The sequence below is a fragment of the Pseudomonas sp. TE12508 genome (genome assembly GCF_056279485.1).
The window spans coordinates 206,226-223,562 of record NZ_JBWCCN010000001.1 but is presented as its reverse complement, the minus strand read 5'-3'; the positions used below and the strand labels follow the sequence as shown (position 1 = coordinate 223,562).

The 17,337-nt window shown below is 59.6% G+C and carries 17 protein-coding genes; 9 read left to right on the top strand and 8 right to left on the bottom strand.

What is annotated here, in order from left to right:
* Position 1: 1 nt before the first annotated feature.
* Positions 2-415: a rhodanese-like domain-containing protein gene (locus ACZ9IM_RS00980; RefSeq protein WP_007897412.1), complete on the bottom strand. Its 414-nt coding sequence runs from the start codon at positions 413-415 to the stop codon at positions 2-4.
* Positions 416-569: 154 nt separating this feature from the next.
* Between ACZ9IM_RS00980 and gpmI the strand changes: the two genes are divergently transcribed.
* The 5 genes from gpmI (at position 570) to ACZ9IM_RS00955 (ending at position 7,116) form a co-directional block, all read left to right on the top strand.
* Entirely contained in the window at positions 570-2,099 is a 1,530-nt protein-coding gene (gpmI, locus tag ACZ9IM_RS00975; RefSeq protein WP_427625408.1) for a 2,3-bisphosphoglycerate-independent phosphoglycerate mutase, read from the top strand.
* Between the two features lie 228 nt (positions 2,100-2,327).
* Positions 2,328-3,620, top strand: a complete 1,293-nt coding sequence (locus ACZ9IM_RS00970; RefSeq protein ID WP_427625409.1) for a murein hydrolase activator EnvC family protein — start codon at positions 2,328-2,330, stop codon at positions 3,618-3,620.
* Positions 3,621-3,654: 34 nt separating this feature from the next.
* Positions 3,655-4,974, top strand: coding sequence for a S41 family peptidase (locus ACZ9IM_RS00965; protein WP_427625410.1), 1,320 nt, complete (start codon positions 3,655-3,657; stop codon positions 4,972-4,974).
* Position 4,975: 1 nt separating this feature from the next.
* A complete protein-coding gene (locus tag ACZ9IM_RS00960) occupies positions 4,976-5,773 on the top strand; it encodes a divergent polysaccharide deacetylase family protein (RefSeq protein ID WP_427625411.1) in 798 nt (265 codons plus the stop codon).
* Between the two features lie 104 nt (positions 5,774-5,877).
* Positions 5,878-7,116 (top strand): trypsin-like serine peptidase, encoded by a 1,239-nt coding sequence (locus ACZ9IM_RS00955; RefSeq protein WP_476223198.1) that lies wholly within the window; start codon positions 5,878-5,880, stop codon positions 7,114-7,116.
* 3 nt (positions 7,117-7,119) lie between these two features.
* Here the strand turns inward: ACZ9IM_RS00955 and ACZ9IM_RS00950 are convergent, their stop codons facing one another.
* The 7 genes from ACZ9IM_RS00950 to ACZ9IM_RS00920 form a co-directional block, all read right to left on the bottom strand.
* On the bottom strand, positions 7,120-7,875 hold the full coding sequence (locus ACZ9IM_RS00950) for a substrate-binding periplasmic protein (RefSeq protein ID WP_123500040.1): 756 nt from the start codon (positions 7,873-7,875) through the stop codon (positions 7,120-7,122).
* Between the two features lie 68 nt (positions 7,876-7,943).
* Entirely contained in the window at positions 7,944-8,714 is a 771-nt protein-coding gene (hisF, locus tag ACZ9IM_RS00945; RefSeq protein WP_007897430.1) for an imidazole glycerol phosphate synthase subunit HisF, read from the bottom strand.
* A gap of 9 nt (positions 8,715-8,723) precedes the next feature.
* On the bottom strand, positions 8,724-9,461 hold the full coding sequence (gene hisA / locus ACZ9IM_RS00940) for a 1-(5-phosphoribosyl)-5-[(5-phosphoribosylamino)methylideneamino]imidazole-4-carboxamide isomerase (protein ID WP_007939449.1): 738 nt from the start codon (positions 9,459-9,461) through the stop codon (positions 8,724-8,726).
* A gap of 42 nt (positions 9,462-9,503) precedes the next feature.
* Positions 9,504-9,761, bottom strand: coding sequence for a DUF2164 domain-containing protein (locus tag ACZ9IM_RS00935; RefSeq protein WP_046045558.1), 258 nt, complete (start codon positions 9,759-9,761; stop codon positions 9,504-9,506).
* Positions 9,762-10,400 (bottom strand): imidazole glycerol phosphate synthase subunit HisH, encoded by a 639-nt coding sequence (gene hisH, locus ACZ9IM_RS00930; RefSeq protein WP_008068774.1) that lies wholly within the window; start codon positions 10,398-10,400, stop codon positions 9,762-9,764. It lies immediately after the preceding gene.
* Positions 10,400-10,993, bottom strand: coding sequence for an imidazoleglycerol-phosphate dehydratase HisB (gene hisB, locus ACZ9IM_RS00925; RefSeq protein ID WP_007939452.1), 594 nt, complete (start codon positions 10,991-10,993; stop codon positions 10,400-10,402). Before hisB ends, hisH begins: the two co-directional genes overlap by 1 nt.
* A gap of 272 nt (positions 10,994-11,265) precedes the next feature.
* Positions 11,266-12,927, bottom strand: a complete 1,662-nt coding sequence (locus ACZ9IM_RS00920) for an OFA family MFS transporter (protein WP_427625416.1) — start codon at positions 12,925-12,927, stop codon at positions 11,266-11,268.
* A 258-nt stretch (positions 12,928-13,185) separates the two neighbouring features.
* Here ACZ9IM_RS00920 and ACZ9IM_RS00915 point away from each other — a divergent pair, with 258 nt between their 5' ends.
* The 4 genes from ACZ9IM_RS00915 (at position 13,186) to ACZ9IM_RS00900 (ending at position 17,235) form a co-directional block, all read left to right on the top strand.
* The gene (locus ACZ9IM_RS00915; protein WP_427625418.1) at positions 13,186-13,590 is read left to right on the top strand and encodes an acetyl-CoA sensor PanZ family protein; all 405 of its coding nucleotides are present in this window, start codon (positions 13,186-13,188) and stop codon (positions 13,588-13,590) included.
* Positions 13,591-13,667: 77 nt separating this feature from the next.
* On the top strand, positions 13,668-15,902 hold the full coding sequence (locus tag ACZ9IM_RS00910) for an AsmA family protein (RefSeq protein WP_427625420.1): 2,235 nt from the start codon (positions 13,668-13,670) through the stop codon (positions 15,900-15,902).
* Positions 15,899-16,966: an A/G-specific adenine glycosylase gene (gene mutY, locus ACZ9IM_RS00905; protein ID WP_427625422.1), complete on the top strand. Its 1,068-nt coding sequence runs from the start codon at positions 15,899-15,901 to the stop codon at positions 16,964-16,966. Before ACZ9IM_RS00910 ends, mutY begins: the two co-directional genes overlap by 4 nt.
* Positions 16,963-17,235 carry an oxidative damage protection protein gene (locus ACZ9IM_RS00900; protein ID WP_007897448.1) on the top strand — a complete coding sequence of 91 codons (273 nt, stop codon included), beginning with the start codon at positions 16,963-16,965 and terminating at the stop codon, positions 17,233-17,235. Before mutY ends, ACZ9IM_RS00900 begins: the two co-directional genes overlap by 4 nt.
* The last annotated feature ends 102 nt before the right edge of the window (positions 17,236-17,337 follow it).

The window sequence follows — 17,337 nt, the reverse complement described above, 5'->3', positions numbered from 1 at the left end:
ATCACTTCACCAGCGGCAGATTGTCGGCTTTCCAGCTGGAAATACCGCCGGACAGCTTGGCGGCGGTGAAGCCGGCTTTCATCAGTTCGCGGGCATGAGTGCCGGCAGTCTGGCCCATGGCGTCGACCAGGATAATGGTCTTGGCCTTGTGCTTTTCCAGTTCGCCGACGCGAGCGGTCAGTTTGTCGTGAGGAATATTCAACGCGCCAACAATGTGACCAGCGGTGAAATCCTTGGTCGAACGAATGTCGATTACCACGCCTGCATCTTTGTTGACCAGCCCGGTCAGTTCACCGGTGCTCAGGCTGCGGCCGCCGCCTTGCATCTGATAAGCGATCAGCAACGCCAGCAGTACGACGAAGATACCGACAAGCAAATAGTGGTTAGTGGCAAATTCAATCAGGTGAGCAACCATCGAAGGAGGTTCCAGGGCGTTAAAATGTCGGCCAGTATACACAGCCACTATGGTGGGCCAAACCCCGTCTGGCGGTGACGGCGCCGGAACTTCGCTTTAAACTGCCACTCCCTTTTCCATCGCCCTCTTTATAACTCAGCCACGAGTGGAATCCATGACTACCACGCCTAAACCTTTGGTCCTGATTATTCTCGACGGCTTCGGTCACAGCGAGAGCCCTGAATCCAACGCCATCTTTGCAGCGAAGAAGCCCGTACTGGACCGCCTGTGGGCTACCGTACCGAACGGCCTGATCTCGGGCAGCGGCATGGACGTCGGCTTGCCGGACGGCCAGATGGGCAACTCCGAAGTCGGCCACATGAACCTTGGCGCCGGCCGCGTGGTGTACCAGGACTTCACGCGCGTGACCAAAGCGATCCGCGACGGCGAGTTCTTCGAGAACCCGACCATCTGCGCCGCAGTGGATAAAGCCGTTGCTGCCGGCAAAGCCGTGCACTTCATGGGCCTGCTGTCCGATGGCGGCGTTCACAGCCACCAGGATCACCTGGTCGCCATGGCTGAACTGGCCTACAAGCGCGGCGCCGAAAAAATCTACCTGCACGCCTTCCTTGATGGCCGTGATACGCCACCGAAAAGCGCCCAGTCGTCGATCGAGTTGCTGGACGCGACCTTCGAAGCCCTCGGCAAAGGCCGGATCGCCAGCATCATAGGTCGCTACTACGCCATGGACCGCGACAACCGTTGGGATCGCGTGTCCCAGGCCTACAACCTGATTGTCGATGGCGCCAGCGAATTCAACGCCGCCACCGCACAGGAAGGCCTGCAAGCCGCTTACGAACGTGGCGAAAGCGACGAATTCGTCAAAGCCACCAGCATCGGTGAGCCGGTGAAGGTCGAGGACGGCGACGCCGTGATCTTCATGAACTTCCGCGCCGACCGCGCTCGCGAGCTGACCCGCGTGTTCGTCGAAGACGATTTCAAGGAATTCGATCGCGCTCGCCAGCCAAAACTGGCCGGTTTCGTCATGCTGACCCAATACGCCGCCAGCATCCCCGCGCCATCGGCCTTCGCCGCGAGCAGCCTGGACAACGTGCTGGGCGATTACCTGGCGAAAAATGGCAAGACGCAGCTGCGCATCGCCGAAACAGAGAAGTACGCCCACGTGACTTTCTTCTTCTCCGGCGGTCGCGAAGAGCCGTTCCCGGGCGAAGAACGCATCCTGATCCCGTCGCCGAAAGTCGCCACCTATGACTTGCAGCCCGAGATGAGTGCCCCGGAAGTCACCGACCGCATCGTCGATGCCATTGAAAACCAGCGTTATGACGTGATCGTGGTCAACTACGCCAACGGCGACATGGTCGGCCATAGCGGTGTATTCGACGCGGCAGTCAAAGCGGTCGAGTGCCTGGACCTGTGCGTCGGCCGCATCGTCGATGCGCTGGAGAAAGTCGGCGGCGAAGCCCTGATTACCGCCGACCATGGCAACGTTGAGCAAATGTCCGACGAAACCACCGGCCAAGCCCACACGGCCCACACCACCGAGCCGGTACCGTTCATCTATGTCGGCAAGCGTGATCTCAAGGTGCGTGATGGCGGCGTGCTGGCGGATGTCGCGCCGACCATGCTGATGTTGCTGGGGCTGGAAAAACCGGCGGAAATGACCGGGACATCGATTCTGGTGTAATCCGGCAGTCAAACGCAGCAAAACCCTGTGGGAGCGAGCCTGCTCGCGATAGCAATCTGACAGCCAACATCTGTGTTGAATGTACTGATGCCATCGCGAGCAGGCTCGCTCCCACATTGGTTTTCAGTGTTTTTCTGTCCAGTTATCACACAACCCCAATTGGGCATTTTTTTTGCTGCGCTTGGCGGGCATACTAGGCCGTCCCTTTCCCTGGTGTCGCCCGCCTCTATGCTTCGCGTCCTGATAGCCCTTGCCCTGACTTGCCTGCTTCAACCGGCCTTTGCCGACGAGCGCACGCAAACCCAACAACAGTTGGACGCCACGCGTCAGGACATTGCCGAGCTGAAAAAATTGCTGGGCAAACTCCAGGAAGAAAAATCCGGGGTGCAGAAAGACCTCAAGGGCACCGAAACCGAGATGGGCAAGCTCGAGAAGCAGGTCGAAGCCCTGCAAAAAGAGCTGAAGAAAAGCGAATCCGAGCTGCAGCGACTCGATGCCGAGAAAAAAAAACTCCAGAGCGCGCGCATTGAACAGCAACGACTGATCGCCATCCAGGCCCGCGCGGCTTATCAGAATGGCCGTCAGGAATACCTCAAGCTGCTGCTCAACCAGCAGAACCCGGAAAAATTCGCTCGCACCCTCACCTATTACGACTATCTGAGCCAGGCCCGCCTGGAGCAGCTGAAGAATTTCAACGAAACCCTGCGCCAACTGGCCAATGTCGAAAAAGACATCGGCCTGCAGCAGGCGCAATTGCTGGTGCAGAAAAGCAGCCTCGACAGCCAGCGCGACGAACTCGACAAGGTCCGCAAGGAGCGCCAGCAAGTCCTGGCCAAACTCAGCGACGACGTGAAGGCCCGCGATCAGAAACTGGCGGCGCGCGAGCAGGATCAGGCAGATCTGTCTAAAGTCCTTAAAACCATCGAAGAAACCCTGGCCCGTCAGGCCCGAGAGGCAGAAGAGGCGCGGCAAAAAGCGCTGATCGCCCAGCAGGAAGCCGAAAAAAAGCGTTTACGTGAGGCTCAGGCTGAAGCAGATGCCACTGACGCCCCACGCAAAACCGTTAAATCGACACCCGGCGCACTGGTTTCAAGTTCAGGCGAAACCTTTGGCGGCCCCTTTGCCTCCTCCCGCGGCAAACTTCCATGGCCGGTTGATGGTCGACTGCTGGCGCGCTTCGGTGAAAGCCGTGGCGACGATGCCCGTACCAAATGGGACGGCGTAATGATCAGCGCCTCCGCCGGCAGCCAGGTGCATGCCGTTCACGGCGGCCGCGTGGTGTTTGCCGATTGGTTACGAGGCGCCGGGTTGCTGGTGATCCTCGACCACGGCAACGGTTTTTTGAGTCTTTACGGTCACAACCAGACGCTGCTCAAGTCTGCGGGTGACGTGGTAAAAGCCGGTGAGTCCATCTCCACTGTCGGTAACAGTGGCGGACAGGACACACCAGCACTGTATTTCGCTATTCGTCAGCAGGGTCACCCGAGTGATCCGGCGCAATGGTGTCGCGCGCAAGGATAGGCGTTGAGTCACCTACATTAGGAGTTCGTTCGACATGCTGTATTTGTCCCGCCTTACCTCGCTGGCCCTGACGATTGCCCTGGTGATCGGCACACCGTTAGCGTTTGCCGCTGAGCCTGCCCCGGTGGTAGCACCTGCAGGCACTGCTGCGACCACCAAGGCGCCATTGCCGCTGGACGAGTTGCGCACTTTTGCCGAAGTCATGGACCGGATCAAGGCAGCCTATGTGGAACCGGTGGACGACAAGACCCTGCTCGAAAACGCCATCAAAGGCATGCTCAGCAACCTCGACCCGCACTCCGCGTACCTGGGCCCTGAAGACTTCGCTGAATTGCAGGAAAGCACCAGCGGCGAATTCGGCGGCCTGGGCATCGAAGTCGGCGCCGAAGACGGTTTCATCAAAGTGGTTTCGCCCATCGATGACACCCCGGCCTCCAAGGCGGGCATTCAGGCCGGCGACTTCATCGTCAAGATCAACGGCCAGCCGACTCGCGGCCAAAGCATGACCGAAGCCATCGACAAGATGCGCGGCAAGATCGGCCAGAAGATCACACTGACCCTGGTACGCGACGGCGGTGCGCCGTTCGACGTGACCCTGGTCCGCGCCATCATTCAAGTGAAGAGCGTGAAGAGCCAACTGCTGGAGTCCGGCTACGGCTACATCCGCATCACCCAGTTCCAGGTCAAGACCGGCGAAGAGGTCTCCAAGGCCTTGGTCAAGCTGCGCAAGGACAACGGCAAGAAGCTCAGCGGCATCGTCCTCGACCTGCGTAACAACCCGGGCGGCGTGCTGCAATCGGCGGTGGAAGTGGTCGACCACTTCATCACCAAAGGCCTGATCGTCTACACCAAGGGCCGTATCGCCAACTCCGAATTGCGCTTCTCCGCCACCGGCAAGGACGAAAGCGAAGCCGTGCCAATGGTCGTGCTGATCAACGGCGGCAGCGCCTCGGCCTCGGAAATTGTCGCCGGCGCCCTGCAGGATCAGAAACGCGCCGTGGTCATGGGCACCACCAGTTTCGGCAAAGGCTCGGTGCAGACCGTGTTGCCGCTGAACAACGAGCGCGCACTGAAAATCACCACGGCGCTGTACTACACGCCGAACGGCCGCTCGATCCAGGCTCAGGGCATCGTCCCGGACATCGAAGTGCGCAAGGCCAAGATCACCAACGAGCAGGACGGCGAATACTTCAAGGAAGCCGATCTGCAAGGTCACTTGGGCAATGGCAACGGCGGCGCCGATAAACCGACCGGTTCCGGTGGCAAAGCCAAGGCTATGCCGCAGGATGACGATTACCAATTGGCCCAGGCCCTGAGCCTGCTCAAAGGACTGAGCATCACCTCCGGCCGCTGAGATGCGCTTGCGGTTGCTCCTCGGTCTGCTGTGCTGTCTGGCGGGTGTCGCTCACGCGGCGCCTGCCACGACGGCGGCCACACCGGCGAAGGCTTATCTGAGCCTGATCATCGATGACCTGGGGCAGAACCTGCTTCAGGATCGCCGCGTGCTGGCGCTGCCCGGCCCGGTCACTGTGGCGATCATGCCCGACACCCCCCACGCCACCGAGTTCGCCCGCGAAGCCCATCGCGCCGGCAAGATCGTCATCCTGCACATGCCCATGGCCCCGGCCACCGGGCCGTTCGCCTGGCATCCCGAGTTGCCCATCGAAGAACTCGAGAAGCGCTTGAACGCGGCGTTCAAGGCTGTGCCGTATACCGCTGGTATCAACAACCACATGGGCAGCCGCATGACCTCCCAGCAACCGGCCATGGCCTGGCTGATGGCCGACTTGCAGCGTCGACACAAGCTCTTCGTCGACAGCCGCACCAGTGCACAAACCGTGGCCGCCGCCGAGGCGCAGAAAATCGGTTTGGCGAGCGTTTCGCGGGATGTGTTCCTCGATGACGAGCCCACTGAAACCGCGATTTTCACTCAGCTACAAACGGCTATCAGCCTGGCGCGCAAGCAGGGTTCTGCGGTGATGATCGGGCATCCGTATCCGCAGACATTGGCGGTGCTTGAACGTGAATTGCCCAAGCTCAAGGCTCAGGGCATTGACTGGATCGATATCCAACAAATGATCAGCGTGCGCGGCAATCGCGCGACGGCGGCACATGGCAAGGATGGCCAGTACCGCCTCCCGACCGCCCGGTAATTGCTCGCAGCCCACTCCATTTCGCGATAACTATTTATACCTGTCGGCACACAGACGCGTGCCACGATAGCGCTCACCCCGAATTTCATCACCAAGGAATGGACATGAAATATCTCAGCTTGTTTTGCTTCACCGGCCTGATTGGCCTGCTGGCTATTTCCGCCGGGCAGGCCCGCGACTTGGGCGAAGGTGCTGTCAACGACTCACCGTCAAGGGCACTGCAAAACAGCAAACATTTTTATGAAATCTGGAGCGGCGTGGGACGACTCAGTCTCCACTCGGGCGAGACTTGCAGCGCCGTTCTACTGGATACGCGAAACAGGCAAGGCCGAGCCACTGGCCCTGCTTACCTGCTCACCAGCGGTCATTGCGTATTCTTTGAGTACGGTTCGGCGCGGACCAATCTGCCTTTGAAAGCCAGCGTCACCTTCCGCTACTTTCATGACGTACCACAGCGTAAGCGCCAATACACCATCCGAACTGCCCGATGGAGCAGTCTGGTCGGGACCGATCTTGCAGTACTGGAGGTAGACGCAACATTGGCGTCGCTGATACAGGCCGGGATCAACCCGCTCAAGCTGGCCTCCCATCAAACCTACGAAAGTCAGGATGCGCTTAACGTTGGCGCGCCGGGCGGCTTTACCGAACAGGGGCTTCGATTGAGCGCCTGTGCTGAACAAACCGCCGGAACGTTTATCGATCACCCTGGGGTTTTCCCTTTGGCCATGAAAAACAGCTGCGATCTTCACGCTGGCAGCTCCGGTAGCCCGATGCTGAACCGCCGCACCAATGAAATCACCGGCATCGTCAGTAAAGTCGTGATCTCGCGCAATACCCCAGCGCCGCCCGATTGTGAGCACTCGACGTCTTGCAAGGCCGCCCGTTTCAACTACAGCTACTCGGCCAACTTCCTGCACAAGTGCTTTATTGATGGTGTCTTTACCCGCGATGGGGCGGAGTGTTCGTTGGAGCCGGTCGAACTGACTGTCATGGAGCCCTGGAAGCTCAAGTCATACGTTTATAGAACGCAAAATGCGGATGAGCAGATCGTATTGCCTACGTGGGACTTCAGGTTCTCCCTCGAGGCGCCCTTCTACCGCTACAAAACGGTCCACAACGCTCGGGATTGTCAGGCGCCACGCAACTATAGCGCCGCCATCCGCGCTGAAGATGCTTACATCAATACTGAAATCGGGCCACAAAGCGGCGCCTATGCGCTCTGTATTATCGGTGTCGCCTCACGGGAACAGCAGCTGACAAGGGCGACATTGAATAACGTGTTTACAAGTGCCATGTACTTGAGCGCGACGCCGGACGCTGCGTTTCAGACCCCATCGAGGTAATGGCTACAGATAGCGCCCCATGATGTCATCAACAATGCCTTCCTTGCGCAGTTGATCCAGCGCGGCTTGCAGCTTGGCGACAGTTTCGTCCGGCACGTCTTTGTTCAGCGCCAGGTAGAGCTCGGCGCTGTTGAAGCGCAGCACGGTCTTGAGCCCGTTCACGCCTTCCTGGCGCGCCAGGTAGCGGCCTGCCGGGTCACCCGTGGCCCACAGATCAATCTGGCCGTTGACCAGTTTTTTTGCATTATCTTGATCGCGCAGCACAACAATCGGTTTCAATCCTTGCTTGGCCAGTGTCTCGGCAATCGCATCGCCCTTGTAGGCGCCGATCTTGTATTTGCGTGCCTGCTCCAGCGACTCGAGGGTGATCTTGCTATCGGCCTTGGCCAGCAGGATCCAGTCGTCCGGGCCGATAGGGCCAACCCACTTGAAGAGTTTCTCGCGGTCCGGCAACCGTGCCATCACGAACACGCCATAACCAGGTTTTTCCAGGGCGAGTTTGTAGATTCGCTCCCAAGGGAAACGCAGTGTCAGGCTGTAAGTAATGTCGGCGCGTTTGAACATCTCGCGGACGATATCCACGGCGATGCCATTGATATTCTCGTCCTGAGCAAAATTCTTGCCGTTCTTCGCCATGTTGTACGGCGGGAAGTTTTCCGTCAGCAACACCAGACCGGTGCCGGGATTTTCTTCGGCGTGAACTCCGTTGATGAACAACAGGGAAGCACTGGCGAGGACAAGAAGAAGACGTTTAAGCATGTCGGGCTACCGGAATCCATGGCGTGCCCAAGAGTGCCTTGAGCCCGCCATACTGTCCACTGGCCTGTTTAACGCATCACGATGCCGCGATGAGCCATGTAAGCCTTGGCTTCCTGCACGGTGTATTCGCCGAAGTGGAAAATACTCGCCGCCAGCACCGCGCTGGCGTGGCCTTCGAGGATGCCGTCGGCCAAGTGCTGCAAGTTGCCAACACCGCCGGACGCGATCACCGGAATCCCCAGCGCATCACTGATGGCGCGGGTGACACCCAGGTCGAAGCCGTTTTTCATGCCGTCCTGGTCCATGCTGGTCAGCAGGATTTCGCCGGCCCCCAAGCCTTCCATCTTCTTCGCCCACTCAACGGCGTCGAGGCCGGTTGGCTTGCGACCGCCATGGGTGAAGATTTCCCAGCGCGGGGTTTCACCCGGACCGGACACTTTCTTCGCGTCGATGGCGACGACGATGCACTGCGAGCCGAAATGCTGGGCTGCTTCGCCGACGAATTCCGGGTTGAACACTGCTGCGGTGTTGATCGAGACCTTGTCCGCACCGGCATTGAGCAAGTTACGGATGTCCTGCACGGTACGCACGCCGCCGCCAACGGTCAGCGGGATGAACACCTGGCTGGCCATGCGTTCGACGGTATGCAGCGTGGTGTCGCGACCGTCGACGCTGGCGGTGATGTCGAGAAAGGTAATCTCGTCGGCACCTTGCTCGTCGTAACGACGGGCGATTTCCACCGGGTCGCCGGCGTCGCGAATATTCTCGAACTTGACGCCCTTGACCACCCGGCCGTTATCCACGTCCAGGCAAGGGATGATGCGTTTGGCCAGCGCCATGGTGAGTCCTCAGCCTTTGTACGAATCGCAGAAAGCTTGCGCTTCAGCGACATCGAGGGTGCCTTCGTAGATCGCCCGGCCGGTGATGGCGCCGATGATGCCTGGCGCCTTGGCGTCGAGCAGCGACTTGATGTCACCCAGATTGTGGATACCGCCGGAAGCGATCACCGGAATCTTCGTCGCCGCGGCCAAAGCGGCGGTGTACGAAACGTTGCAGCCCTGCATCATGCCGTCTTTGGCGATGTCGGTATAAACGATCGCGGACACGCCGTCGGCCTCGAATTGCCTGGCCAGGTCGATCACCTGAACGGTGCTGATTTCAGCCCAGCCGTCGGTGGCGACAAAACCGTCTTTGGCATCCAGACCGACGATCACTTTGCCTGGGAACGCGCGGCAGGCCTCGGCAACGAAAGCCGGATCTTTCACGGCTTTGGTGCCGATGATCACGTAGCTCACGCCCGCTTTCACGTAGTGTTCGATGGTTTCCAGGGAGCGGATACCGCCGCCGATCTGAATCGGCAGGTTCGGGTAGCGCTTGGCGATGGCGGTGACTACTTCGCCGTTGACCGGCTGGCCTTCGAAAGCACCGTTGAGGTCGACCAGATGCAGACGGCGGCAACCGCCTTCCACCCACTTGGCAGCCATGCTCACCGGGTCATCGGAGAACACCGTGGAATCTTCCATGCGGCCCTGGCGCAGACGAACACAGGCACCGTCTTTGAGATCGATAGCGGGAATAATCAGCATCTGGCAAACCTTCAAATTCGAGTGTTCAGCTTGGCTCGGAAATCAGTTTTTCTCGAGCGCCCACAGGTCGCTTTCGATGCTTTCGAACCTCTCTTTGAGGTGCGTCTGCACATCGAAAATCGCCCTGTTGTAATAGTGCGGAGCAATTTCGCGGGTAAACAGCTCAAGGATTTCAGCCGCCTCGAACGAACCCAGGTCCAGTTCGAAGCGGTCTTCCATGAAGCGTTTGATCTTGTGATTGGCCTCGTTCTCCTGCTCGGGAGTGAGGGTCAGGATCGGCGGCTTCTTTTTGGCAGCCATTTACCAGCGACCATCCCACGCAGCGAAGTTCTGCAGCAATTGCAGGCCATGGGTGTGGCTCTTCTCCGGGTGGAACTGCACGGCGAAACGCGAGCCATCGGCCAGCGCCGCGGCGAAATCGACACCGTAGTGACCGCTACCCACCACCTGCCGCGCATTGCCGGCAGCGATGTAGTAGCTGTGCACGAAGTAGAAACGCGCCAGGTCCGGAATGTTGTGCCACAGCGGGTGTTCTACCGTCTGCTTCACTTCGTTCCAGCCCATGTGTGGCACTTTCAAGTGTTCGCCGTCTTCGTGCAAATCCTTGCCGAAGAACTTCACCTGACCCGGGAACAGGCCAATGCAGTCCACGCCGTTGTTCTCTTCGCTGCTGTCGAGCAAGGCTTGCATGCCCACGCAGATGCCAAGGAACGGGCGGTCCTGGCTGACTTCACGCACCAGCGAGTCGAAGCCCAGGCGACGGATCTCCGCCATGCAATCGCGAATCGCACCAACGCCGGGGAAAACCACCCGGTCGGCTTCGCGAATCACATCGGCATCGCTGGTGATCAGCACCTTGCCGGCACCGACGTGCTCGAGGGCCTTGGCCACCGAGTGCAGGTTGCCCATGCCGTAATCGATAACCGCGACCGTCTGCATTACAGAACGCCTTTGGTCGACGGCATTTGCCCGGCCATGCGGTCATCCAGCTCCACAGCCATGCGCAGGGCGCGGCCGAAAGCCTTGAACACGGTTTCGATCTGGTGGTGGGTGTTGTGCCCACGCAGATTGTCGATGTGCAGGGTGACGTTGGCGTGGTTGACGAAGCCCTGGAAAAATTCCTGGAACAGGTCAACGTCGAAACCGCCGACGGTCGCGCGGGTATAAGGAACATGCATCTGCAGGCCAGGACGGCCGGAGAAGTCGATCACCACACGCGACAGCGCTTCATCGAGCGGCACGTAGGCGTGGCCGTAGCGACGAATGCCTTTCTTGTCGCCGATGGCTTTGGTGAAGGCTTGACCCAGGGTGATACCGACGTCTTCCACCGTGTGGTGGTCGTCGATATGCAGGTCGCCCTTGCTGACAATATCCAGGTCGATCAGCCCGTGACGGGCGATCTGGTCCAGCATGTGCTCAAGAAAAGGTACACCGATATCAAATCGGGCCTTTCCGGTGCCATCCAGGTTGATCGAGGCTTTGATCTGGGTTTCCAGAGTGTCGCGCTCGACAGACGCCATACGTTCGGCCATCACCAGCTCCGCAAAAATCATTGGGGCGAAAAAGGCAGCCATTATAGGGTCGCGGGCGCTAAACAGAAACACGAGAGGTGATATGACTGACGGAGTGAATCCAGTGCTACCAGCGATGTACATGTCAGTACAAGCATCCCAAGACCACTGATCGCTCCCACGCTCTGCGTGGGAGTGCAGCCCTGGACGCTCCGCGTCCGCTCTGACTGTGACGCGGAGCGTCACGGGAGGCATTCCCACGCAGAGCGTGGGAACGATCAGAGTCAGGGGATTTAGTGGAACAGTACTGCCGTTTTCTGCAGCGTCACCCAAACACCCCATGCCAACGGAATGCCCACAACCAGCCATGCAGCCACTGCCAAAGGCTTGGTACCCGCATCCGCTTTCCACTCCAGCACAGTGCTGGCGTCAGCACCTTTGTCGTGGCCCAGCGCTTGTTCGGCGGCCAGTTCGGCCTCGGTCATGAAGTACTTGTCGGCCACCGGACGCACCAGCAGGTTGCAGATGAAACCCAGTACCAGCAGGCCCGCGAGGATGTACAGGGTGATGTCGTATGCCGCTGCGCGTTCAACGCCGATGCTCAGCTGATATTCACGCAGGTAGTTCACCAACACCGGCCCCAACACACCTGCCGCCGCCCACGCCGTCAGCAGACGACCGTGGATCGCGCCGACCATTTGCGTACCGAACAAGTCAGCCAGGTAAGCCGGCACCGTCGCAAAACCACCGCCGTACATCGACAGGATGATGCAGAACGCCGCCACGAACAGCGCGACGTTGCCCAGGTGACCGAGGTTCGGGATCAGCGCGTACAGCGCGAAACCGAGGGCGAAGAACACGAAATAAGTGTTTTTGCGACCCAGGTAGTCCGAGAACGAGGCCCAGAAGAACCGGCCACCGATGTTGAACAGGCTCAGCAAACCGGTGAAACCGGCCGCAATCGCTGCGATCGAGGCCAGTTGCCCGGCGTCCAGCTGACCAAACGTCTGATCGGTGCCGAGCAATTTACCGGCGAAGACTTCCTGCAACAGCGGCGAAGCCATGCCGAGGATGCCGATACCCGCAGAAACGTTCAGGCACAACACCAGCCACACCAGACGGAACTGGGGGGTCTTCCAGGCCACATTCACGTGCACGTGACGGTGAGTGATCATCGCGTTCGAGGCTTTTTTTGCCGGAGCAGTCCAGCCTTCAGGCTTCCAGCCGGTTGGCGGAACGCGGTAGGACAGCGCGCCACCGATCATGAACACGAAGTAGATCGCGGCCATTACCAGGAAGCTCTGCCATACGCCCACGCTGGTTGGCGAAGCGAAGTGCCCCATCAGCGCTGCAGCCAGTGGAGCACCAACCATCGCGCCGCCACCGAAGCCCATGATCGCCATGCCTGTTGCCATGCCGCGCTTGTCCGGGAACCACTTGATCAGGGTCGAGACCGGCGAGATGTAACCCAGCCCCAGGCCGATACCACCAATGACCCCGGAGCCGATCCACATCAGCCAGATCTGGTGGGTATAGACCCCCAGCGCCGAAATCAGCAGACCACCACACCAGCACAGTGCCGATACCACACCGGCCTTGCGAGGACCTGCGTGTTCCAGCCAGCCACCCCAGATCGCTGCCGAGCAGCCAAGGAAGATGAAGAACAAGGTGTAGATCCAGCCGAGCATCGAGATCGGCCAGTCGCATTGAGACGAAAAGACCTGAGCGATGAAGCTCATGTCTGGCGCGCAAGTCACGGCCTTGGTGACGCCCAGGGCTTTGGACAACGGCAACCAGAACACCGAAAAGCCGTAGGCCATGCCGATGCACAGGTGGATGGCCAGAGCGGCCGGTGGTACCAGCCAACGGTTGAAACCGGGCCTGGCGATGATGCGCTCCTTGGACAGGAACGCGGGCTGGTCGGCAAAGTCGTCCGCCGTGATGCTCGTAGTCATGGTGTTTCCCCCAATTATTAGTATTGTTCGCCAGCCGTACTTCACCCCCAGCCTTAATGCACGCAGGCATGACCTTTTTTAGGTGAAGCTCCATTTTGGTGCGACATCACGTCGCAGAAGGGACGGACGAACGGGCAGAGGTTACCATTTGCAGGTGACAGAAAAACCAAACTGATATCACCTTTTTGTATGTCGTCTGTTCTCGTACAACCCAAGAAAATACATTTTCACGCGGATTAACTTTTCAAAGGAGGCGCCATGCCGATCATTGTCGAGCTGCTGAACCAAGCCACTTACCAGGATCAGCAAGATCTGCAGAAGATCTACCGCGATGCTCCGGACTGGTTGTTTACCCCATTCACCGGGGATTTGCAGCTGATCGAAAGCTGCCTGCTGGACGGCTCGCTGATCGCTGGCCGCTTCAATGATCGACTGTTAGGAGCGGCACGCCTGCAACGGCACCAGGATGTCTGGCACCTGTCCCAACTATGTGTACGAAAAATCACCCGTCGCCGTGGCGTTGCCGAGCGTCTGGTGAACGAAGCGCAGAAAATGGCGTCGCAATCAGGCGCGACATTACGGCTGTTGGCGCCTGCCGGGCACCTCGAAGCTCAAGCGCTGGCGGCTAAGCTGAAGGTGCCGCTGGATGAGCTCCCGACGTGATCGCTGACCGGTCGGCCACTTCGGAGCGCTATACTCCCCGGCTAAATTTCGAATTCGACTAATACAAGGACTCGCCCATGAAAGCGTTCGGCAAAATCCTGGGTCTGGTACTTCTCGGGCTGTTGCTGATCATTGTGGCGCTGGGCTTTGCCCTGACCCACCTCTTCGATCCCAACGACTATAAAGACGAGATTCGCCAGATTGCCCGCGACAAGGCCCACATCGAGCTGACGCTCAATGGCGATATCGGCTGGAGCCTGTTTCCCTGGCTGGGCCTGGAATTGCACGAAGCCAGTGTTGCGACCCTGGCCAAGCCTACTGAACCGTTCGCCGACTTGCAGATGCTCGGCCTGTCGGTCCGCGTGATTCCGCTGCTGCGCCGCGAAGTGCAGATGAGCGATGTGCGCGTCGAAGGCTTGAACCTGCGCCTGAACCGCGACAAGGATGGCCACGGCAACTGGGAAGACATCGGCAAGGTCCCGGCGCCTGCCACCCCGAGTACCTCGGCCACGCCGCCCGCCGCCACCGGCGAACCCGCGCCAACGACTACCGCTCAAGCAGAAAAACCGGCCCAGCCGATCCGCCTGGACATCGACAGCCTGACCGTTAACAACGCCCGCGTTGAATACAGCGATGAGAAAACCGGCAAGCAGTTCAGCGCCGAAAGCATCCAGCTGAGCACCGGCCCCGTGCACGACTCGACCAACATCCCGGTCAAACTCACCGCATTTCTCGGTACCAACCAACCGGTTCTGCGGGTGCGGACCGAGCTGGCCGGCGAGTTACGTTTCGAGCGGGCGCTGCAGCGCTACAAATTCGAAGACATGAAACTCTCCGGTGAAGTCGCAGGCGATCCGCTGCAAGGCAAGACCATGACCTTCGCCGCTCAAGGTCAGTTGCTGCTGGATAAGGCCGCCAACGTCGCCGAATGGACCGGCATCAAAATCTCCGCCAACCAGCTGCGCGCCTTGGGTGAACTGAAGGCCAACGACTTGGACAAGACCCCGCAAATCAGCGGTGGCCTGTCGATTGCCCAGTTCGATCTGGCGAAATTCGTCGACAGCATCGGCCAGAAACTCCCGGCGATGGCCGAAGGCAGCCTGAGCAAAGTCGAACTGGCCAGCCAGGTTGCCGGCACACCGACCAGTTTGTCCCTCGACAGCCTCAACCTGAAACTCGACGACAGCACTTTCAGCGGCCGCATCGCTGTCGAGGACTTCGCCAAGCAATCGCTGCGACTGAACCTCAAGGCTGACACCTTCAACGTCGATCGTTACTTGCCGCCAAAATCCGCCGAAGCCGACAGCGCGAAACAGGTGCGTCAGGCCGAAGTAGCCAACACCGAGAACGAGGCCATGGCCGGCGCAGGCAGCTCACCGCTGCCACCCTCACCGACCAAAGGCCCGTGGAGCACCGAACGTCTGTTGCCGGTGGAGCGTCTGAGCAAACTCGATGTGAACGCCGACCTGACCTTCGGCCAGCTGACCCTCGACAAAATGCCGATTCAGAATGCAGCACTCAAGGCCACAGGCCTTGGCGGCCTGCTGACGCTGGAGAACCTGCGCGGCGACCTGTACGACGGCAACTTCGAAGCCAAAGGTACCCTGGACGTGCGCCAGCAAGTGCCGGCGCTGAACATGCAGACGCGCATCAGCAAAGTGCCTGTAGAAAAAATCCTCGAAAGCCAGGGGAAAAATCCCCCGGTTCAAGGCCTGGTTACGCTCGATAGCGCGCTGACCAGCAGCGGCAATAGCCAGAGCGTGCTGATCGATAACCTCAACGGCAATGCCAGTTTCGTTATCAACAATGGCGTACTGCTCAATGCCAATCTTGAGCAGCAACTGTGCAAAGGCATCGCCACCCTGAATCGCAAAACCCTCACCGGCGAGCCACGAGGCAAGGACACACCGTTCGAAGAGCTCAAGGGCAACCTGATCTTCCACAACGGCGTGGCCAGTAACCAGGACCTGAAAGTGCGCATCCCGGGCATGACCGTCAACGGTAACGGCGACATCGACCTGCGGGTGCTGGGCATGGATTACCGCGTCGGCGTGATCGTCGAAGGCGACAAGAGCGACATGCCGGACCCGGCCTGCCAGGTCAGCGAGCGCTTCGTCGGCATCGAGTGGCCACTGCGCTGCCGTGGTCCGCTGGAACTGGGTGCCAAGGCTTGCCGTCTCGACAACGAACGCATGGGACAAGTCGCGAGCAAACTGGCCGGCGAGCGGATCAGCGAAAAAATCGACGAGAAGCTTGGCGATAAAGTCAGCCCGGAACTGAAAAACGCGCTCAAGGGGCTGTTCAAGCGATGAGAGCCGAGCAGTTTTCAACGGCGGTGCTGGATTGGTACGACCGCCACGGCCGCCACGATTTGCCTTGGCAGCAGGGCATCACCCCTTACCGGGTATGGGTCTCGGAAATCATGTTGCAGCAAACCCAGGTCAGCACTGTGCTGAACTACTTCGACCGTTTCATGGCGTCATTGCCGACGGTCGAAGCCCTGGCCGCCGCGCCGGAAGACGAAGTGCTGCACCTGTGGACCGGCCTCGGTTATTACACCCGCGCGCGCAACTTGCAGAAGACCGCGAAGATTGTCGTTGCCGAATACGGCGGAGAGTTTCCCCGTGATGTGGAAAAGCTCACCGATCTGCCGGGTATCGGCCTGTCCACGGCCGGCGCAATTGCCAGCCTGAGCATGGGCCTGCGGGCGCCGATCCTCGATGGCAACGTCAAACGGGTGCTGGCGCGCTTTACCGCGCAAGAGGGTTATCCGGGCGAGCCCAAGGTTGCCAAACAGCTGTGGGCCAACGCTGAGCGCTTTACGCCATACGATCGGGTCAACGCCTACACCCAGGCGATGATGGACCTGGGCGCCACGCTCTGCACCCGCAGCAAACCGAGTTGCCTGCTCTGCCCGCTGGAAAAGGGCTGCGAGGCGCACATGCTTGGCCTGGAAACCCGCTACCCGATCCCCAAGCCGCGCAAAGCCGTGCCACAGAAGCGCACGCTGATGCCGATGCTCGCCAACGGTGAAGGGGCAATTCTGCTTTACCGTCGCCCTTCCACGGGCCTGTGGGGCGGTCTCTGGAGCCTGCCGGAACTCGACGACCTCGACGACCTGCAACATCTGGCTTCGCAGCACTCGCTGGAACTGGGCAGCCAACAGGCACTGCCGAGCCTGGTGCACACCTTCAGCCACTTTCAGTTATCCATCGAACCCTGGCTGGTTCAGGTCCAGGAGGCCGGCCATCACGTGGCCGAGGCCGACTGGCTCTGGTATAACCTCGCCACCCCGCCGCGCCTGGGCCTTGCCGCCCCGGTCAAAACCTTGCTCGAACGCGCGGCCGTCGTATTGAACGCAGGAGAGTCGTCATGACCCGCACCATCATGTGCCGCAAGTACAAAGAAGAATTGCCCGCCCTGGAGCGCGCCCCGTTCCCAGGCGCAAAAGGCCAGGATATTTTTGACCACGTCTCGGCCAAGGCGTGGGCCGACTGGCAGAAACACCAGACCCTGCTGATCAACGAAAAGCGCCTGAACATGATGAACGCCGAAGATCGCAAATATCTTCAAGGCGAGATGGACAAGTTCTTTTCCGGCGAGGAATACGCCAAGGCCGAAGGCTACGTTCCGCCGGCTGAATAACCCCGCTTTTTCGGGGGGTGGATCGTAAGCGACGGTAATAATTAAAATTTTTTTGAAAACTTTCTTGACGACCCCCTGAAAAACCAGTTTAATGCGCCCCGT

Excerpts from the sequence above, each read along its gene's own strand:
- ACZ9IM_RS00980 (WP_007897412.1), bottom strand. The coding sequence starts at position 415 with ATGGTTGCTCACCTGATTGAATTTGCCACTAACCACTATTTGCTTGTC.
- gpmI (WP_427625408.1), top strand. The coding sequence starts at position 570 with ATGACTACCACGCCTAAACCTTTGGTCCTGATTATTCTCGACGGCTTC.
- ACZ9IM_RS00970 (WP_427625409.1), top strand. The coding sequence starts at position 2,328 with ATGCTTCGCGTCCTGATAGCCCTTGCCCTGACTTGCCTGCTTCAACCG.
- ACZ9IM_RS00965 (WP_427625410.1), top strand. The coding sequence starts at position 3,655 with ATGCTGTATTTGTCCCGCCTTACCTCGCTGGCCCTGACGATTGCCCTG.
- ACZ9IM_RS00960 (WP_427625411.1), top strand. The coding sequence starts at position 4,976 with ATGCGCTTGCGGTTGCTCCTCGGTCTGCTGTGCTGTCTGGCGGGTGTC.
- ACZ9IM_RS00955 (WP_476223198.1), top strand. The coding sequence starts at position 5,878 with ATGAAATATCTCAGCTTGTTTTGCTTCACCGGCCTGATTGGCCTGCTG.
- ACZ9IM_RS00950 (WP_123500040.1), bottom strand. The coding sequence starts at position 7,875 with ATGCTTAAACGTCTTCTTCTTGTCCTCGCCAGTGCTTCCCTGTTGTTC.
- hisF (WP_007897430.1), bottom strand. The coding sequence starts at position 8,714 with ATGGCGCTGGCCAAACGCATCATCCCTTGCCTGGACGTGGATAACGGC.
- hisA (WP_007939449.1), bottom strand. The coding sequence starts at position 9,461 with ATGCTGATTATTCCCGCTATCGATCTCAAAGACGGTGCCTGTGTTCGT.
- ACZ9IM_RS00935 (WP_046045558.1), bottom strand. The coding sequence starts at position 9,761 with ATGGCTGCCAAAAAGAAGCCGCCGATCCTGACCCTCACTCCCGAGCAG.
- hisH (WP_008068774.1), bottom strand. The coding sequence starts at position 10,400 with ATGCAGACGGTCGCGGTTATCGATTACGGCATGGGCAACCTGCACTCG.
- hisB (WP_007939452.1), bottom strand. The coding sequence starts at position 10,993 with ATGGCCGAACGTATGGCGTCTGTCGAGCGCGACACTCTGGAAACCCAG.
- ACZ9IM_RS00920 (WP_427625416.1), bottom strand. The coding sequence starts at position 12,927 with ATGACTACGAGCATCACGGCGGACGACTTTGCCGACCAGCCCGCGTTC.
- ACZ9IM_RS00915 (WP_427625418.1), top strand. The coding sequence starts at position 13,186 with ATGCCGATCATTGTCGAGCTGCTGAACCAAGCCACTTACCAGGATCAG.
- ACZ9IM_RS00910 (WP_427625420.1), top strand. The coding sequence starts at position 13,668 with ATGAAAGCGTTCGGCAAAATCCTGGGTCTGGTACTTCTCGGGCTGTTG.
- mutY (WP_427625422.1), top strand. The coding sequence starts at position 15,899 with ATGAGAGCCGAGCAGTTTTCAACGGCGGTGCTGGATTGGTACGACCGC.
- ACZ9IM_RS00900 (WP_007897448.1), top strand. The coding sequence starts at position 16,963 with ATGACCCGCACCATCATGTGCCGCAAGTACAAAGAAGAATTGCCCGCC.